The sequence below is a fragment of the Janthinobacterium sp. genome (genome assembly GCF_031995485.1).
Lineage (GTDB): Bacteria > Pseudomonadota > Gammaproteobacteria > Burkholderiales > Burkholderiaceae_D > Janthinobacterium.
This window is the reverse complement of the sequence record NZ_DAMAGB010000031.1, coordinates 1-17,004: the sequence shown is the minus strand read 5'-3', so window position 1 is coordinate 17,004 and position 17,004 is coordinate 1. Positions and strand designations below refer to the sequence as shown.

At 64.7% G+C, this 17,004-nt stretch carries 16 protein-coding genes and 1 pseudogene; 5 read left to right on the top strand and 12 right to left on the bottom strand.

Annotation, left to right across the window (positions count from 1 at the left end):
- Positions 1 to 17: 17 nt before the first annotated feature.
- The 3 genes from gmk to RTQ46_RS16915 all read right to left on the bottom strand — a co-directional run bounded on the left by gmk (position 18) and on the right by RTQ46_RS16915 (position 2,010).
- Positions 18 to 656 carry a guanylate kinase gene (gene gmk / locus RTQ46_RS16925; RefSeq protein ID WP_312438342.1) on the bottom strand — a complete coding sequence of 213 codons (639 nt, stop codon included), beginning with the start codon at positions 654 to 656 and terminating at the stop codon, positions 18 to 20.
- Positions 657 to 792: 136 nt separating this feature from the next.
- Positions 793 to 1,110, bottom strand: a complete 318-nt coding sequence (locus RTQ46_RS16920; RefSeq protein ID WP_312438341.1) for a hypothetical protein — start codon at positions 1,108 to 1,110, stop codon at positions 793 to 795.
- Positions 1,111 to 1,119: 9 nt separating this feature from the next.
- Complete coding sequence (locus tag RTQ46_RS16915) at positions 1,120 to 2,010, bottom strand: YicC/YloC family endoribonuclease (protein ID WP_312438340.1); 891 nt, start codon at positions 2,008 to 2,010, stop codon at positions 1,120 to 1,122.
- 313 nt (positions 2,011 to 2,323) lie between these two features.
- Here RTQ46_RS16915 and rph point away from each other — a divergent pair, with 313 nt between their 5' ends.
- The 3 genes from rph (at position 2,324) to hemW (ending at position 4,988) form a co-directional block, all read left to right on the top strand.
- Positions 2,324 to 3,052, top strand: coding sequence for a ribonuclease PH (rph, locus tag RTQ46_RS16910; protein ID WP_312438339.1), 729 nt, complete (start codon positions 2,324 to 2,326; stop codon positions 3,050 to 3,052).
- Between the two features lie 74 nt (positions 3,053 to 3,126).
- On the top strand, positions 3,127 to 3,711 hold the full coding sequence (rdgB, locus tag RTQ46_RS16905) for an RdgB/HAM1 family non-canonical purine NTP pyrophosphatase (RefSeq protein WP_312438338.1): 585 nt from the start codon (positions 3,127 to 3,129) through the stop codon (positions 3,709 to 3,711).
- Positions 3,708 to 4,988: a radical SAM family heme chaperone HemW gene (hemW, locus tag RTQ46_RS16900; protein WP_312438337.1), complete on the top strand. Its 1,281-nt coding sequence runs from the start codon at positions 3,708 to 3,710 to the stop codon at positions 4,986 to 4,988. Before rdgB ends, hemW begins: the two co-directional genes overlap by 4 nt.
- On the opposite strand, the gene RTQ46_RS16895 is transcribed toward hemW, so the two are convergent.
- The 3 genes from RTQ46_RS16895 to RTQ46_RS16885 all read right to left on the bottom strand — a co-directional run bounded on the left by RTQ46_RS16895 (position 4,989) and on the right by RTQ46_RS16885 (position 9,370).
- Positions 4,989 to 6,170, bottom strand: a complete 1,182-nt coding sequence (locus RTQ46_RS16895; protein ID WP_312438335.1) for a tetratricopeptide repeat protein — start codon at positions 6,168 to 6,170, stop codon at positions 4,989 to 4,991.
- Positions 6,171 to 6,283: 113 nt separating this feature from the next.
- Entirely contained in the window at positions 6,284 to 7,996 is a 1,713-nt protein-coding gene (locus RTQ46_RS16890) for a methyl-accepting chemotaxis protein (protein WP_312438333.1), read from the bottom strand.
- A gap of 285 nt (positions 7,997 to 8,281) precedes the next feature.
- Complete coding sequence (locus tag RTQ46_RS16885; RefSeq protein WP_312438332.1) at positions 8,282 to 9,370, bottom strand: patatin-like phospholipase family protein; 1,089 nt, start codon at positions 9,368 to 9,370, stop codon at positions 8,282 to 8,284.
- A 169-nt stretch (positions 9,371 to 9,539) separates the two neighbouring features.
- Here RTQ46_RS16885 and RTQ46_RS16880 point away from each other — a divergent pair, with 169 nt between their 5' ends.
- A complete protein-coding gene (locus RTQ46_RS16880) occupies positions 9,540 to 10,379 on the top strand; it encodes a hypothetical protein (protein ID WP_312438330.1) in 840 nt (279 codons plus the stop codon).
- 70 nt (positions 10,380 to 10,449) lie between these two features.
- Here RTQ46_RS16880 and tal read toward each other — a convergent pair whose 3' ends face one another.
- The 4 genes from tal to RTQ46_RS16860 form a co-directional block, all read right to left on the bottom strand.
- Entirely contained in the window at positions 10,450 to 11,385 is a 936-nt protein-coding gene (gene tal / locus RTQ46_RS16875) for a transaldolase (RefSeq protein ID WP_312438328.1), read from the bottom strand.
- A 92-nt stretch (positions 11,386 to 11,477) separates the two neighbouring features.
- Positions 11,478 to 12,332, bottom strand: coding sequence for an SIS domain-containing protein (locus RTQ46_RS16870; RefSeq protein ID WP_312438326.1), 855 nt, complete (start codon positions 12,330 to 12,332; stop codon positions 11,478 to 11,480).
- Positions 12,333 to 12,334: 2 nt separating this feature from the next.
- Positions 12,335 to 13,807, bottom strand: a complete 1,473-nt coding sequence (gene zwf, locus RTQ46_RS16865) for a glucose-6-phosphate dehydrogenase (protein ID WP_312438324.1) — start codon at positions 13,805 to 13,807, stop codon at positions 12,335 to 12,337.
- A 202-nt stretch (positions 13,808 to 14,009) separates the two neighbouring features.
- A complete protein-coding gene (locus RTQ46_RS16860) occupies positions 14,010 to 14,213 on the bottom strand; it encodes a hypothetical protein (RefSeq protein ID WP_312438322.1) in 204 nt (67 codons plus the stop codon).
- Between the two features lie 154 nt (positions 14,214 to 14,367).
- On the opposite strand from RTQ46_RS16860, the gene RTQ46_RS16855 reads away from it, so the two are divergent.
- Complete coding sequence (locus RTQ46_RS16855) at positions 14,368 to 15,321, top strand: chemotaxis protein (protein WP_312438321.1); 954 nt, start codon at positions 14,368 to 14,370, stop codon at positions 15,319 to 15,321.
- A 152-nt stretch (positions 15,322 to 15,473) separates the two neighbouring features.
- Here the strand turns inward: RTQ46_RS16855 and RTQ46_RS16850 are convergent, their stop codons facing one another.
- Both RTQ46_RS16850 and RTQ46_RS16845 read right to left on the bottom strand, forming a co-directional pair.
- On the bottom strand, positions 15,474 to 16,370 hold the full coding sequence (locus RTQ46_RS16850) for an SMP-30/gluconolactonase/LRE family protein (RefSeq protein ID WP_312438319.1): 897 nt from the start codon (positions 16,368 to 16,370) through the stop codon (positions 15,474 to 15,476).
- A pseudogene (locus RTQ46_RS16845) lies at positions 16,370 to 17,004 on the bottom strand (glucose-6-phosphate isomerase); the annotation flags it as partial. The gene RTQ46_RS16850 and the pseudogene RTQ46_RS16845, both read right to left, overlap by 1 nt.

Genomic DNA, 17,004 nt, shown 5'->3' with positions numbered 1-17,004 from the left:
AAGAGCGGGCGGAAAGCCTACTCCGCATGCAGGCCCAGTTGGGCGAAAAGCGAGGCGTTGCGGGCCGCTTGTTGCGCAAACCGGCAACGGGCCGCTCTCACGATCGCGCTCAGTTCGGACAAAGCGACCGTAAACTCTTCATTGATAATAACATATTCGAACTCTGGCGCGTGTGCGATTTCGCCGCCGGCCGCCAGCAGGCGGCGCGTGATTACGTGCGGCTCGTCCTGGCCACGCTTGTTCAGGCGCTCTTCCAGCGCATCGATCGATGGCGGCAAAATGAAAATGCCGGCCGCGCGCGGGAACTGCTTGCGCACCTGGCGCGCGCCCTGCCAGTCGATTTCCAGCAGAATATCGGTGCCGGCCGCCATCTGCTGCTCGACCATGATGCGCGAGGTGCCATAGTAATTGCCGTGCACTTCGGCCCACTCCAGGAACTCGCCCTTGTCGGCGCGCGCAATGAAGTCCTCGGCGCTGGTGAAATAGTATTCGCGGCCGTGCTCTTCGCCAGGGCGCGGGGCGCGGGTGGTGGTCGAGATCGACAGTTTGATGGCCGGTTCCTGCGCCAGCAGCGCGTTGACCAGCGTCGATTTGCCGGCGCCGGAAGGGGCGGCGACCACGAACAGGCTGCCAGAGAAGGCGGTAGGGTGGCTCATGCGGGATCTTTCCATATAGCGTGTGAGGTCGGCGCTTTCCTTGTGCGACAGCGCCCGGGGGCGGTATTTTACCAAGACCGGGGCTTGCTGGTCATCAATTTCGATGGACGCTGTTGCGCCGGCGCGGCAAGCCTGGCTAGCGCGGCAGCCTGCCGAATACGATCTCGCCGCTGTTGAGCACGATGGCGCGGCCATTGACGTCGGTGCAGTCGCGGTTGCTGATGCGCACGACGGCGCCGTCGACCGACACTTCCACGCCCAGGCTGGTGCGCGAGCACAGGCGGTAGGAGGCCGCGTCGACGCCCGCATAAATCGAGGCGCCCCGTTCCTTGAGCGGCACGCAGCCGGCCGCGCACGCTTCGATGGCGTACGGCGATGGCGGCTGCGCAGCAGGACCCTGGGCCCGGGCGGCCGATGCCAGCGCCGCGCCGATAAACATCCACTTGCCGGCCATGCGCATCGCCTACTCCAGGTTCTGTACTTGTTCGCGCATCTGCTCGATCAGCAGCTTCAGGTCCATCGAGGCGTCGGCCAGTTCCTTGACCGAGGCCTTGGCGCCCAGCGTGTTCGCTTCGCGGTTCAGTTCCTGCATCATGAAGTCCAGGCGCTTGCCCACCTGGCCGCCCTTGGTCAGGATATGGCGCGTCTCGCCCAGGTGGGCCGACAGGCGCGCCAGTTCTTCCGACACGTCGATGCGGATGCCGTACAGGATCACTTCCTGGCGGATGCGTTCCATCGCATCCTGGCGCGACAGCGCCGAGTTCGAGCCCTGGCTGGCCAGGCCCAGCGCGTCCTGCATGCGCTCGATGGCTTTTTGCTGGAAGGCCGCCACCACTTGCGGAATCAGGGGGGTAATGCGCTTGACGATGGCTTCCATCGCTTCGATGCGGGCAATCAGTACCGCTTCGAGCGCCGCGCCTTCGCGCTTGCGGCTGTCGACAAAGGCGGCAATCGTGCGGCGGGTCAGCGCGCTGACGTCGGCCTGCAAGGACTCCTGGCCCACTTGCGCTTCTTCGATCACGCCGGGCCAGCGCAGCAGTTCGGCCACCGACATGACCGGCGCGGAGACGAAATGCTGGCCCACTTCCGCTTGCAATCGTGCCAGCTCGGCCAGCAGGGGCAGGTTCAGCGCCTGCGTGCCGGCGGTGGCGGCCTTGCGGCCAAAGCTCAGTCGTACTTCCACCTTGCCACGCGTGATGGCGGACATGACGGCGGCGCGCAAGTCAGGCTCGAGCGTGCGCAAATCGTCGTTGATACGGAATTGCAGGTCGAGAAAGCGCGAATTGACGCTCTTGATTTCAATTGTCAACGTGCCTGCAGCCCCTTCGCTGGTGGCAACCGCGTAGCCTGTCATGCTTGAAATGCTCAAAGGATTCCCCGATTTGGTCTTGTATACAGTCACTTATACACTTAATCAGCCAGCGCAGGCAAGACCGCCCGCACCGGAAAAACAGTGTTATCCGGGCGTGGTATGCCGTCCGTTGCTGATCATTGCTCAATATTGCGTGTTTTACGGCATTGTAAATAAAATTGTATCTGGCGGGGCAGGAATGTATGGATCGTGTACGTGTTGCTTTTTAAGCAGATCAGCGGCGCGCTGGCGGCGGCATTCTTGCTGGCGCGCGGTGTTAAAATCGCTGCCGCATTCCAACCCTACAGGACACTCCATGACATTTGAATCCCGCCCGAGCGGCCGCGCCGTCGACGCGCTGCGCGCCATCCGCATCACCCGCCAGTACACCAAGCATGCCGAAGGCTCGGTGCTGATCGAGTGCGGCGACACCAAAGTCATCTGCACCGCCAGCATCGAAGACAAGGTGCCGGGCTTCCTGAAGGGCAAAGGACAGGGCTGGCTGACAGCCGAATACGGCATGCTGCCCCGTTCGACCCACACCCGCATGGACCGCGAAGCGGCGCGCGGCAAGCAGTCTGGCCGCACCCAGGAAATCCAGCGCCTGATCGGCCGCTCGCTGCGCGCCGCGTTCGACCTGCAGGCCTTCGGCGAGCGCACCCTGCACCTCGATTGCGACGTGATCCAGGCCGACGGCGGTACGCGCACGGCCTCGATCACGGGCGCCATGGTGGCCGCCTACGACGCGTTTGCGCAGCTGCAGGCGCGCGGCGCGATCACGGCGATTCCCGTGAAAAGCTTTGTCGCCGCCATCTCGGTCGGCGTCTACCAGGGCATGCCGGTACTCGACCTCGATTACGTGGAAGACTCGAACTGCGACACCGACATGAACGTGGTGATGACGGAAGCGGGCCACTTCATCGAAGTGCAGGGCACGGCCGAAGGCGCCGCGTTCGACCGCGCCGGCATGAACCGCCTGCTGGACCTGGCGCAGGGCGGCATCGCCGACCTGGTCAGGCTGCAAAAGCAGGCGCTGGGCCTGTAATGGCCGAAGGTGAGGGGCGCGCAAAAGGTTTACAATGTCGGCACTTTACACGGACCACTGCACGGACCACTGACATGACCCAACGCCTCATCCTCGCCTCCAACAACGCCGGCAAGCTCAAGGAATTCGACACGCTGCTCTCGACCATCGGCTTTGCCGTGCACGCCCAGGGAGAGTACGGCGTGCCGGAGGCCGACGAGCCGTTCCATACCTTTGTCGAAAACGCGCTGCAGAAAGCCCGCCACGCGTCGCGCCTGACCGGCCTGCCGGCACTGGCCGACGATTCGGGCGTGTGCGTCAATGCGCTGGGCGGCGCGCCGGGCGTGTATTCGGCGCGCTATGCGGGCGAGCCGAAGTCGGACGCGGCCAACAGCGCCAAACTGATCGCCGACCTCGAACCGCACGCCGACAAGTCGGCCTATTACTACTGCGTGCTGGTGTATGTGCGCCATGCGGACGACCCGCAGCCGGTGATCGCCGATGCGCGCTGGCATGGCGAAATGATCGCCACGCCGCGCGGCGAGGGCGGCTTCGGCTACGATCCGCACTTTTATATCCCGGCCCTGGGCAAGTGCGCGGCCGAGCTCACTTCCGCGGAAAAGAACGCCCTGTCGCACCGCGGCCAGGCCTTGCGCGTGCTGGTCGAGAAACTGCGATGATCCCGATCAAAGTCGCCGGCAGCATCGCCCGGCCCGGCAGCAAGCCCGCCCATGCGCCCGCGCCGCAGGAAGGCATTTCCGGCGCGGCCGGCGCGGCACTCAAGTACCTGCAACCGGGCGCCCTGAACCTGACGGCCCTGCCGCCGCTGTCGCTGTACATCCATTTTCCGTGGTGCGTGAAGAAATGCCCGTACTGCGACTTCAATTCGCACGAGGTACGCCAGGAACAGGGCTTTCCGGAAGACGAATACCTGGCGGCGCTGCGGCTGGACCTGGAAATGGCGCTGCCGCTGATCTGGGGCCGCAGGATCCACACCATCTTTATCGGCGGCGGCACGCCCAGCCTGATGTCGGCGGCGGGGCTGGACCGGCTGATGTCGGACGTGCGCACCCTGCTGCCGCTGGAGCCGGACTGCGAAATCACGATGGAGGCCAACCCCGGCACCTTCGAGACGGAAAAATTCAAGTCCTACCGCGCCAGCGGCATCAACCGCCTGTCGGTCGGCATCCAGAGTTTCAACGGCCGCCACCTGCAAGCGCTGGGCCGCATCCACGACGACAGCGAGGCGCGCCGCGCGGTGGAAATCGCGCATGCGCATTTCGACAATTTCAATCTCGACCTGATGTACGCGCTGCCGTCGCAGACGCTGGCCGAGGCACAGGCGGACCTGGAGACGGCGCTGTCGTTCGCGCCGCCGCACCTGTCGCTGTACCACCTGACGCTGGAGCCGAACACCCTGTTCGCCAAGTATCCGCCGGTGCTGCCCGACGACGACGACAGCGCCGATATCGCCGACATGGTGGCCGCGCGCGCGGCCGAGGCGGGCTATGGCCGCTATGAAGTGTCGGCCTATGCCCAGCCGGGCCGGCAGGCGCGCCACAACCGCAATTACTGGGAGTTCGGCGACTATCTCGGCATCGGCGCCGGCGCCCATACCAAGATCTCGTTCCCGCACCGCGTGCTGCGCCAGGCCCGCTACAAGCAGCCGCGCGCCTACATGGATGCGGTACGCAACGGCAATCCGGTGCAGGAAGAGCGCGAACTGGCGCGCGAGGAAATGGGTTTTGAATTCATGCTCAACACCCTGCGCCTGACGGGCGGTTTTGCGCCGAACCTGTTCGCCGAACGCACCGGCCTGGCGCTGAACGCCATCGAGCAGCCGCTCAATGCGGCCGAAGCGAAGGGCCTGCTGTACCGCGATCACCAGATCATCCGGCCCACCGAGCTGGGCCTGAGTTTTCTCAACGACCTGCAGCAGATGTTCCTGGAAGAGTAATCACTGTACGCCGGCGGCGCGCAATCGCTGCAGCTTGCCGGCGTAGAGCGCCTGGTCGCCGCGCAGGGTGCTGCTCTGCATGGCCAGTTCCAGCTGCCTGCCGGCCTGCGGCCATTGGCCCAGCTGCGCATGGGCCTTGGCCAGCCAGAAGTGAAATTCATGGTAGTCGGGATCGCGCGCGATCTCGCGCTGGAACAGGCGCGCCGCACCCTGGTAGTCGCCTTGCTGCATGGCCAGCCGGCCCAGGTTGAAAAAATGGAACGGCGGCTCGGGCTGCAGCGCCAGCAGCCTGCTGCGCAGCAGCCGGGCTTCGCTGCCACGGCCCAGCCTGTCGAGCGCCTGCGCCAGGTTTGACAGCAGCACCGTATTGGCCGGCGAGCGTTCGAGCGCATGGGCCAGCGTGCGCTGCGCCGCATCGAGATCGCCGTGGCGCAGCTGGATGATGCCCAGCGTATTGAAGGCGCCGGCAAACGAGGGCTCCTGCACGATGGCGGCGCGGGCAAACCAGTAAGCCTGGTCGAGGTCGCCGCCGGCCATGGTCTCGGCCGCACGGTTGTTCAGATACATGGCCAGGATGGTGGACTCGCTGATCAGGCGCGTCCGCTGGCCCGTCAGGTCTTCGGCCGGCAGGAAATCGATCAGCAGCGAGGCGTCGGCGTCATAGCTGTCGGCGTTCTGCCCCAGCCGCCGGCCCAGCACCAGGTTGACGTGGCCGGCGACAAAATACGTGTCGCCGTCGCGGCTCCAGCTTTCTTCGCCCAGCACCGTCTGGTATTGAACTTCCAGCCCCATCTCGCGCGCCAGCGCGGCCGTCATCAGCACCAGCGACAGGCAATTGCCGCTGCGCGCGTCAAACGCCTGCGCCGCCGTGCGCGTCATGCTGGCCTCGTATTCCAGTTTCAGGCCGGCCTTGTCATACAGCGTCATGGCCAGCGCACGGCGCGGATTCCTGCTGCGCGCCGCGCGTGACAGGTCGACCCGCACATACTCGCGCATGGCCGGACTCGGCGCCAGCGCCAGCCGTGCATCGACCGGGGCGGCGGGCGCCCTGAAGCTGGCGTCGTTGAACAATTCGGATGGGGGCGGCGCCGATGGGGTGGTGCCGCAGGCGGCCAGCGCGGCGCACAGCATGAGCGGCAGCAGGCGCAAGTGGCCGAGCAGATGGCTGATCAAAGCGTTCATGGTCGCGGCTCCCGCAAGACGATGCCGGGCGCCGGGAAGAACTCTGCGAGGTGGTGCGCCCGTGCCACCTGCAAACCAGTATCGGCGGCGCCTGCGCCACTGTCAATGTGCCGTCAGAACTCTTCCCAGTCCTGCTCGCCGGCCGGCATGGCCGGTGCCTTGCGGGTAGCGGGCGGGCGCGCCGGCAGGGCCGGTTTTGCCAGGCTCTTGCGCGCGGCCTGGGGTGCCGGCACGGCCGCACGCGGCCGCGCCGGTGCCGCTGCCGGCGCCGCCAGCGACTGTTCCAGCCTGAAGCCGCCGGCCACCTGCGCCAGCCGCGCCGCCTGGTCCTGCATGCTTTCGGCGGCCGCCGCCGCTTCTTCCACCAGCGCGGCATTCTGCTGCGTGACCTGGTCCATCTGCGCGATGGCCTGGTTGACCTGGTCGATACCCATGCTCTGCTCGGCGCTGGCCGAGGTGATTTCGGCCATGATGTCGGTAACGCGGCGCACGCTGTCGACCACCTCGTTCATGGTGCTGCCGGCCTGCTGCACCAGCCGGCTGCCGCCGTTGACCTGCGCCACCGAGTCGTCGATCAGGCTCTTGATTTCTTTGGCGGCGCTGGCGGAGCGTTGCGCCAGGTTGCGCACTTCGGTCGCCACCACCGCAAAGCCGCGTCCCTGTTCGCCGGCGCGCGCCGCTTCGACCGCCGCGTTCAGCGCCAGGATATTGGTCTGGAAGGCGATGCCGTCGATCACGCCGATAATGTCGACGATTTTCTTCGACGACGCATCGATGGCGCCCATGGTGTCGACCACCTGGTTCACGATGCCGCCGCCCCGTTCCGCCACTTCCGACGCGGACAGCGCCAGCTGGTTGGCCTGGCGCGCATTGTCGGCGTTCTGCTTCACGGTGGAGGTCAGCTCTTCCATCGACGAGGCGGTTTCTTCGAGCGAGCTGGCCTGCTGTTCGGTGCGCGACGACAGGTCCTGGTTGCCGGCGGCGATCTCGGAAGACGCCGTGGCGATCGCATGGGTGCCCGTCTGCACTTCCGACACCACATTGGTCAGCGCATCGTTCATGCCTTTCAATGCGCGCATCAGGTCGCCCACTTCATCGCGCGTGGCGCTGCCGAACTGCGTGCGCAGGTCGCCGGTGGCAACGGTGGTGGCCACCTCGATGGCTGCCTGCAGCGGCTGGGTAATGGAACGCGTGATCAGCCACGCGCACAGGCTGCCGAAGACGATCATCAGCACGCCCAGCACCAGGGTCAGGTTCAGGCTGCGCGCATTGGCCTGTTCGATGGCGCGCGCCGTCTCGTCGATGGCCTGGCGCTGCTGGGCCAGGAAGCCCTGCACCCGGGCCTGGTAGGCTTCGGCGGCCGGCATGTACTGCTGCGTAAAGGCGCGCTCCGCATCAGCGGCCTGGCCGGTTTTTTTGGCCGCCATCACCGCCTGCTTGGCTTCCTGGTATACGCCGCGCACCTGCATCACGGCGGCAAACGCGGCCTTTTCCTGTTCGCCAGAGAGCATGCCTTCCACCTGTTTCAGCAGGCCGCCGCCCTTTTTGGTGCCGGCCGCGATCGCGTCGGCAAACGTCACCGACAGCGTTTCATCGGTGCTCCTGGCGATCAGGGTGGTGCGCTCGACGGCCGAATAGATCAGCAGGTACAGGTCGGAGGTCAGGCGCTCCTTGGCCAGCGGCTTTTCCATCATGGCGCGCGTGGCTTTGGCGTTATCCCAGGCGCTGATCACGGAAAACGAGGTGCAGGCGATGGCCAGCAGCAGCACCACGGCAAAGCCGATCGCCAGGCGCGCGCCGATGCGGATATTCGAGAGAGTGTTCATGGTGCCTTTTACGCTAATGAGTAAAGCATTTTCAGGGTGAAATGCTACAGAGGCATGACGCTGCGCGGCAGGGATCGCTGGCGCGCTGACCGGTGACTGGCCGGGATAAAACACAAGGCGGGGGTAAGGCCCGGAAATGCTGACAAGAAAACAAAAGCGTCGAAAACGCCATGCCTTGAGTCCAGAAAAGAGGGTGGCGGTGCGCAAATCCTACCATGCAAAAATGACTGTTGGTATGAAAACCGCACCGGCGCGGTGCGCTGCGGGCGCGGTGTTGTTTTTGGCTCAGGCGTGCAGGTCGAGCGCCTGGCGCAGGTCCGGCTGCTCGGCCCAGCGCGCAAAGGCGGCGGCCATGCGCTCGCTTTCGGCGATCGCCCGGCGCCAGTCGCGGATGCGGGCCGCGTGGTCCTGGCCGTAATGGGGAAAGTCGCGCCGGTCGGGCAGCTTGCCGTTGGGCAGGCTGGCGACAAAGGCGGGCGAGGGCGAGACCAGGATCATGTTGTCGAGCGCGCCATCGTCGCCACGCACGCGGCGCCACGGCATGGCCTTGTCCAGCCAGCCCGGCACCAGATGGTCGGCAAAGTGCGGATACAGCACCAGGTCCGGCTCGCGCTGGTAGGGCAGGTGCAGGTGATAGTCGACCAGGCCGCCGTCCCAGTAGCGTCCGGGCGGCGCGCCGGCAATGTCCGTGACGGCGTCGAGCACCAGCGGAATCGAGCCCGAGGCCAGCAGCGCGTCGCGCAGATTGTCCTGCGCCAAAGGCACGAAGTGGCCATTGAAGGCGTCGAAGCGCGAGCGCAGCCAGCCCGCGCCATCGGGGCCGGCATGAAATACCACGCGCTCCAGCGATGCGGCCAGACGCGCGCGCGCCACCGCATTGCCGGCCGCCGCCAGCAAAAAGCCGCGCCGGTCGCGCCACGCGCCCGGCACCGCCAGGCCACCGATGCCGCGCACCGCCAGCACGGCCAGGCTGTGCTGCGCATGCTGCAGCAGCTGCGCGTCCTGGCCGTCGAGCATGGCGTCGAGCAGGGCGCGGCAGGTGCGGCTGACATGGGCCGGGCTGGGCTTGTCGGGGTAGCGCTGGCCCACGTATTCGTGCACCAGGCGGCGCTGCGCGGCGACCGGATCGGCAAAGGTGGCGGCGGCCATGCGCCAGGCGCCGATCGAGGCGCCGATGAACTGGCGCCGGCGCGGTGCGCGCGGCAGGAAGTCGCCGAACAGCCAGCAGTCGAGCTGGTGCAGGATCAGCCCTTTCGGTCCGCCGGCGGCGGCCGGCACGATGGCGATATCAAGCGCGCGCAGGCCCTGGTCGGCAATGCGCGCGCGGGCGCGGCGGCCCAGGCGGATGGTAATGGCGGAGGTGCTGGACGACATATGGTGCGGTTCGCGGCAGGTGGATGGTTTTCCATTGTAGCCCCAGCAGGCGGATCAGGCGTGCGACAAATCTTGCCGCTTTTTACTATTATCCGACGATCAATCATGGCAGAAAGATCAGTGCATCCGCCATGCCTGTCTACACCTTCAGAAAGATGACCACGTATACATGCGCACAAGCTACCTGTACCCGAGCACCCTGATGCTCGCCACCTTGCTGGCCGCCTGCGGCGGCGGCTCCTCGTCTTCGGACAGCAATCCCGCTGTCACCCCTGTCACCCCGGTTACGCCGGTCACGCCAGTCAGCCCTCCCGCCAGCGGCGACACGGGCAGCGTCAGCATGCCATTTGCCAGCAGCGCCACTGGCCGCTACCTGCTGCTGGCCGTCGCCAGCCAGAGCACCGGGCCGCTGACAACGGTCACGCAAGGCAGCACCGGCGCGCTGAGCGCCATCGCCGGCACCACCTTTACGGGCAACCCTGCGATCACGCGCGAGATCAGCGGCGACGCCAGCTTTGCCCAGGGGCGCTGGTTTGCCGGCACCATGACCGGCAGTACCGGCGCCACCGTCCTGAGCGGCAATAACGCCAGCGCGCACTACACGGTCTACAAGACGGTGGCCGCGCTGCCTGCCAGCGGCAGCCTGGCCTGCGATGCCGGCAGCTTTACCGCGCCCAGTTATACGGGCGGCAGCGTAATCGGCCAGGATGCCTATTTCGGCACGGCCAGCGGCAGCGCGACTCTGTCGTTCGGCGCCGCCGGCGCCGCGCTGGCGATGACGGTCGACGCCACCGCTGGCGGTAGCGCCGGCCGCATCAGCGGCGCCGGTCCCGTTTCCGTGCCGGCATCGACGGCGATGACAGGCGGTTTCCTGGGCGGCAGCACCGGCATGCTGCTGGCGCTGGGCGAGGGCGCCGTCACGGGCAGCTATCTGGTGATCGGCGGCTACAAGGTCACGCTGGCCAATGGCGCCAACTACCAGGGCGTGGCGACGTTCCGCTGCTCCTGAGTTGTCCGGGCATAAAAAAAGCGGCGTCCGTGCAATGTGCACGGCGCCGCTTTTTTATCCGGCCTGCAGCTTAGCGCAGGGCCGAAATCAGCTGTTTCAGCTTGCCCGTATCGACGCAGAAGGCGCGGATGCCTTCGGCCAGTTTTTCGGTCGCCATTGCGTCTTCGTTCATCATGAAGCGGAACGATTTTTCATCGAGCGACATCTTGACGATGCTGGCGCCCGGCGCCGCTTCGGCGCTCAGCTTGCGCTCGACCGGCGCATTCGTGTCGGCCAGCTTTTGCAGCAGGTCCGGGCTGATGGTCAGCAGGTCGCAGCCGGCCAGTTCCAGGATCTGCGAGGTGTTGCGAAAGCTCGCGCCCATCACTTCGGTGGTGTAGCCGAACTTGCGATAGTAGTTGTAGATGCGCTTGACCGACTGCACGCCCGGGTCTTCCGCACCCATGTAGTCGATGCCGGTCGATTTCTTGTACCAGTCGTAGATGCGGCCGACGAACGGCGAAATGAGCTGCGCGCCCGCTTCGGCGCAGGCGATTGCCTGCGCCAGCGAGAACAGCAGGGTCATGTTGCAGCGGATGCCTTCCTTTTCCAGGATCTCGGCGGCGCGGATGCCTTCCCAGGTGGAGGCCATCTTGATCAGCACGCGCTCGCGCGGGATGCCCGCGTTCGAATACAGCGCGATCAGGTCGCGGCCCTTGGCCACCGTGCCGTCGATATCGAACGACAGGCGCGCATCGACTTCGGTCGAGACGCGGCCGGGAATGGTCTGCAAAATCTCGACGCCAAACGCGATCAGCAGGCGGTCGATGATCTCGCTGGTCGACGCATTCGGATGGTCGCGCACGGCCTTTTCCAGCAGCGGCTTGTACTCATCTTTTTGCACGGCTTTCAGGATCAGCGAAGGATTGGTGGTCGCGTCGCGCGGCGTGTACGCCTGGATCGACTGGAAGTCGCCGGTATCGGCCACCACGGTGGTGTACTGTTTGAGTTGTTCTAGTTGGTTCATGGCTGGAGATTATACTGAAAGTAATTAAGGCCGGGGTCAGAGCCGACGGGTCCGGCCCCGGATTTTCGCTGCTAGCTCCGGAACTATACCGCTCAGCCAATAAACGAGTCGAACTGCATGTCAAATTCCTGCAAGGCTTTTTGCGCATTCTGCATCTTCTTGCGGAACTCCGGCCCCCGTTGCAGCGCCAGGCCCACGGCCAGCACGTCGATCACCACCAGGTAAGCCAGGCGGGCCGAGATCGGCGTGTACGGGTCGGTATTGAACACCAGGTCGATCGGGATCAGCACGGTGGCCAGGTCGGCCAGCGGCGTGCCCGATGGCGCCAGCACGATCACGTCGGCGCCGCCGCGGCGCGCCAGTTTCACGGACCGCACCAGGGCCGGGCTGTTGCCGCGCTGCGAGATGGCCACCAGCGCATCGCCGCCGCGCAGCAGGGCCGCAGCGATGCTGTGGATGTTCGGATCGCTGTAGGCGACCGTCGGCACGCCCGAGCGGAAGAACTTGTGCTGGGCGTCGGCGGCCACGATGCCCGAGGTGCCCTGGCCGTAGAATTCGATCTTGCTGGCGCGCGACAGGATGTCGAGCGCGCGCTGGATCGCTTCCGGGTTCAGGTTGTTGCGCAAGTCGAGCAGGGTATTGATCGAGCGGCTGCAGATCTTGTTGACCAGGTCGGCCGCCAGGTCGTCCTGGGCCGGCTGCTCGTTGGCGCCCGGCATGGCCAGCGCCAGTCCCTGCGCCAGGCGCAGCTTGAATTCGTGCCAGCCGTCATAACCGAGCGTGCGGCAAAAGCGCACCACGGTCGGCTCGGACACCTGCGCGTTTTTCGCCAACGCCGTGATGTTCTGGCTGACCGTCTGGTTCGGCTGTTCCAGCACCGCCAGCGCGACTTTTTTCTCCGACTTGGAGAGCGAATCGAGCTGGGTGCGGATGGAGTCGAGCAGCACTCTCAGTCTTCCGGAAGGGCTTCTTCACGCCACTGCAAGCCGTCGCGGCCGATCAGCGCGCTGGCCGCGGCCGGACCCCAGGTGCCGGCCGTGTACGGGATCGGCGCGCTGTCGTTCTGTTCCCAGCTGTCGAGGATGGGTTCGACCCATTCCCAGGCCGCTTCCAGTTCGTCGCCGCGCATGAACAGGGTCAGCTGGCCGCGCAGCACGTCGAGCAGCAAACGCTCGTAGGCGTCCATGCGCGGGGTCTTGAACGATTCGCGGAAGTCCAGTTCCAGCTCGGCCGGTTTCAAGCGCATGCCGTCGCCAGGCGTTTTCGCCATCAGGTTCATGCGCAGGCCTTCGTCCGGCTGCAGGCGGATCACCAGGCAGTTCGGCTGGAAGCTCGAGGTCGGCTGGTTGAAGATCGAGTGCGGGATCTGCTTGAAGCGCACCACGATTTCGGCCAGGCTGTCGGCCATGCGCTTGCCGGTGCGCAGGTAGAACGGCACGCCGGCCCAGCGCCAGGTGTCGATTTCCGCTTTCAGCGCGACAAAGGTCTCGGTGCGCGAGTGTTGCGGCGCATCCGGTTCGTCGCGGTAGCTCGGCACGGTGGTGCCGTCAACGTGGCCGGCGCGGTACTGGCCGCGCACGATGTTTTGCGCCAGCGTGGTCGGCGTGAATTTTTTCAGCGAGCGCAGCACCTGCAGTTTTTCATCGCGCACGGCGTCCGGCGCGATCGAGGTCGGCGGCTCCATGGCGACGATGCACAGCAGTTGCAGCAGGTGGTTCTGCAGCATGTCGCGCAGCGCGCCCGAGGTGTCGTAGTACCCCATGCGGTTGCCCACGCCCAGTTTTTCGGCGATGGTGATCTGCACGTCGGAAATCCATTCGCGGCGCCACAGCGGCTCGAACAGGATATTGCCGAAGCGCAGGGCCAGCAGATTCTGCACGGTTTCCTTGCCCAGGTAATGGTCGATGCGGTAGATCTGCGATTCCTGGAATACCTTGCCCACTTCGGCATTGATCTGCTTGGCGCTGGCCAGGTCGCGGCCCAGCGGTTTTTCCAGCACCACGCGCGAATTCGGCGTAACCAGGCCGTTCTCTTCCAGGTTGTCGCAAATCAGCGCAAACAGGTGCGGCGGCGTGGCCAGGTAGTACACGCGGGTCAGTTCGGCGTCGCCGCGCAGCGCTTCGACCAGCGGCGCATAGGTCGCGGCGTCGCTGGCGTTCAGCGAGACATACACGATGCGCGCGCAGAATTTGCTCCAGGTGGCGGCGTTGAGGGTGCTGGCCTTGATATGCGGGCGCGAGTTGGTCTCGACCATTTTCAGGAAGGCGTCCTGGCCGCTGTCCTGGCGGCCCACGCAGATGATGCGCGCCGTCGGTGGCAAGTCGTTCGCGACATCGCGCGCATACATTGCAGGCAGTAATTTACGCATGGCTAAATCGCCGCTGCCGCCAAACAGGACCAGGTCAAAATCGGTAAGAGCCATAATATGATGTCGTCGCAAAAGTAAAGGGGCCGGAGTCGGGAGGGTGCTGATACCTGTCAGTGCAGAGGCGCGCCGCCGGCCTTGTATCGCCGCGAGCTGCCGCAGTCTGACGCTGTCATAAATTCATGGTGTAAATTTACTACGCAGAACTGGCAATTGCAAGAAATTTTACTACATTACACTGGGTCTAGCCAGTGTTGCATTATATGCCTGCCGCCGCACTTGCCACATGCTTATCCATTTCAGGAACACCATGGTTGCAACGGAAATTTGCCACGCGGGTGCTGCTGATTTGCGCTGTAGCAACAAGCAGGTCAAGAAAATGGCCTGCAAGACCTTCGGACTGATTTAAGTAACTTTGGGGAAATAAAATGACCGTATAATCGGATAAAACGCTGACAACCATGTTGTCAATGACGTTCCAATCAATACTGCGCCATCACGTCGGCCAAGCCCCGAATCCGCCTTCCGACGTTACCGTATCACGCATTCAGGCAGCACAGCGCGCGGCAAGGCGGACTACATATTTAGAAGTTACAAAAACGGCTCAAGGGGAAACAATGAATTCAATGCAGCAAGATGTCGATGAGCGCACCAGCCTGACAGGCAATAACAAATTCGAACTGTTCCTGTTCAAGCTCGGCACCAGCGACCACTCCACCAGCCGCGAACTGTTCGGCATCAATGTCTTCAAGGTCCGCGAGATCATGGAAATGCCGGCCATCACGGCCGTTGCCGGTTCCCATCCGCACATGCTGGGCGTGGTCAATATCCGTGGCCAGATCGTGCCCGTGATCGACCTGCCGATGGCGGTCGGCTGCAAGAGCAATGGCCTGCGCATCCTGATGGTCACCGAATTTGCCCGCTCGACGCAGGCGTTTGCCGTGGAAGAAGTCGATGAAATCGTGCGCCTCGAATGGAACCAGGTGCTGTCGGCCGAGTCCAGCGTCGGTGGCGGCCTGGTCACCAGCATCGCGCGCCTCGACGGCGATACCGACAAGACGCGCCTGGCGCAAGTGCTTGACGTCGAGCAGATCCTGCGCAATGTGCTGCCGTCGGGCGACCCGGACGTCGACAAGAGCAGCATCGGCCCGCTGGTGCACCTGCCAGCCGGCTCGGTGATCCTGGCCGCCGACGATTCGGCGCTGGCCCGCTCGCTGATCGAAAAAGGCCTGGAAGCGATGGGCGTGCCGTTCATCATGACCAAAACCGGCAAGGAAGCCTGGGAGCGCCTGCAGGCGATCTCGACCCAGGCAGCCGCCGAAGGCAAGACCGCGAAAGACAAGGTCGCGCTGGTGCTGACGGACCTGGAAATGCCGGAAATGGATGGTTTTACCCTGACGCGCAATATCAAGAACGATGGCCGTTTCTCGTCGATTCCGGTGGTGATCCACTCGTCGCTGACGGGCTCGACCAACGAAGACCACGTCAAGGGCGTGGGCGCCGATGGCTATGTGGCCAAGTTCGTGGCGGCGGAACTGGCCGATACCATCCGCAAGGTATTGGCACGCTGATTCGTAAGCCGACAACTTTGTTGGCGGCTCATGTCGGCTCATGTCGGATTACGCGCAAGCGCTAATCCGACCTACGCCTGATCCGTGGGGGATGCGTAGGTCGGATTAGGCGCGAAGCGCCGTAATCCGACAACATCGTTGGCGATATTGCTTCATGCCTGGTAAGCGGTTTCCGGCTGCCCCGCCACATCCACCCGCACCGACAGCACATGCCCCGTCAACGGATAGGCAGCGATTTCTTCGGCGGAACGGTTATGGCTGGCGGTGGTGATATACAAGGTGCGCAAATCCGCGCCGCCAAACGTCATCATGGTCGGGCAGCGGGCCGGCACGGCGATTTCGCCGAGCAACTGGCCGTCGGGCGCGAAGCGCAGGATCTTGCCGCCTTCAAACATGGCTGACCAGTAATTGCCTTCGCTGTCGACTGCGGCGCCATCGGGGCGCCCGCCATAGCCGGCCGCCTTTTTGTCCGTGTCGAAGCGCTGGAAAGGCTGCGGTTCGGAGATCGCACCGGTGGCCGCGTCGAAATCGAAACGGTCGATGCGGTGCGTGGTGGTGTCCGAGTGGTACATGGTGCGCTGGTCCGGCGAAAAGCCCAGGCCGTTCGAGACCGTCATGCCGCCCGACCACACCTTGCGGACCTTGCCCTTTTCCAGCACAAACATTTCCGCCGCCTGGGCGTTGCGCGGCTCGAAGATCGTGCCGACCCAGAAGCGGCCTTTCGGATCCACCTTGCCGTCGTTGAAGCGGGTGGTGGCCATGTCGAAGGGCGCCGGGGCGATTTCCACCAGGCTGCCCGTATTCGTGTCGAGATGCGCAAAGCCGCTGCGCAGCGCCACGATCAGGCCGCCACCGGCATTGATCGCCAGCGCCGACGGTTCGGTCGGCATGTCCCATTGCATGTGCTGGCCGCTGTCCGGATGCAGGCGGTGCACGGCGCGCCCGTCGATATCGACCCAGTACAGCGCCTGTTCCTTTTCATGCCATAGCGGGCATTCGCCCACCTGCATGGCTTTGTCGCTGACGACCTTGATTTCGTTGATATTCATCAGTATGCCGCCTTTGCTGCGCGCGCCAGGGCGATCAGGCCGTTGGTCGAGCTGTCATGTGCTTCCGGCTGGGCCTGGCCGGTCAGTTCGGCCTGGATTTTCTTGGCCAGCACCTTGCCCAGCTCCACGCCCCACTGGTCGAAGCTGTTGACGTTCCACAGCACGCCCTGCACGAACGTCTTGTGTTCATACAGCGCGATCAGCGCGCCCAGCGTGGACGGCGTCAGCTGGTCCATCAGGATGGTATTGCTCGGGCGGTTGCCGGGGAAGGTTTTATGCGGCACCAGCGCTTCGATCTGATCCGCTGGCAAGCCCTGCGCCTGCAGATCCGCGCGGACCTCGTCACCCGTCTTGCCGGTCATGAACGCTTCCGACTGGGCAAAGCAGTTGGCCAGCAGGGCATCGTGGTGGCCCGGCAGGTCGTGCGTGGCGCGCAGCGCGGCGATAAAGTCGATCGGCGTGATGTCGGTGCCCTGGTGCAGCAGCTGGAAGTAGGCGTGCTGGGCATTGGTGCCGCAGTCACCCCAGATCACGGGGCCGGTCGGCACGCCGACGGGCTGGCCGTCCTTGGTGACGCGCTTGCCGTTGCTTTCCATGTCCAGCTGTTGCAGGTAGGCGGCAAAGCGGCTCAGGT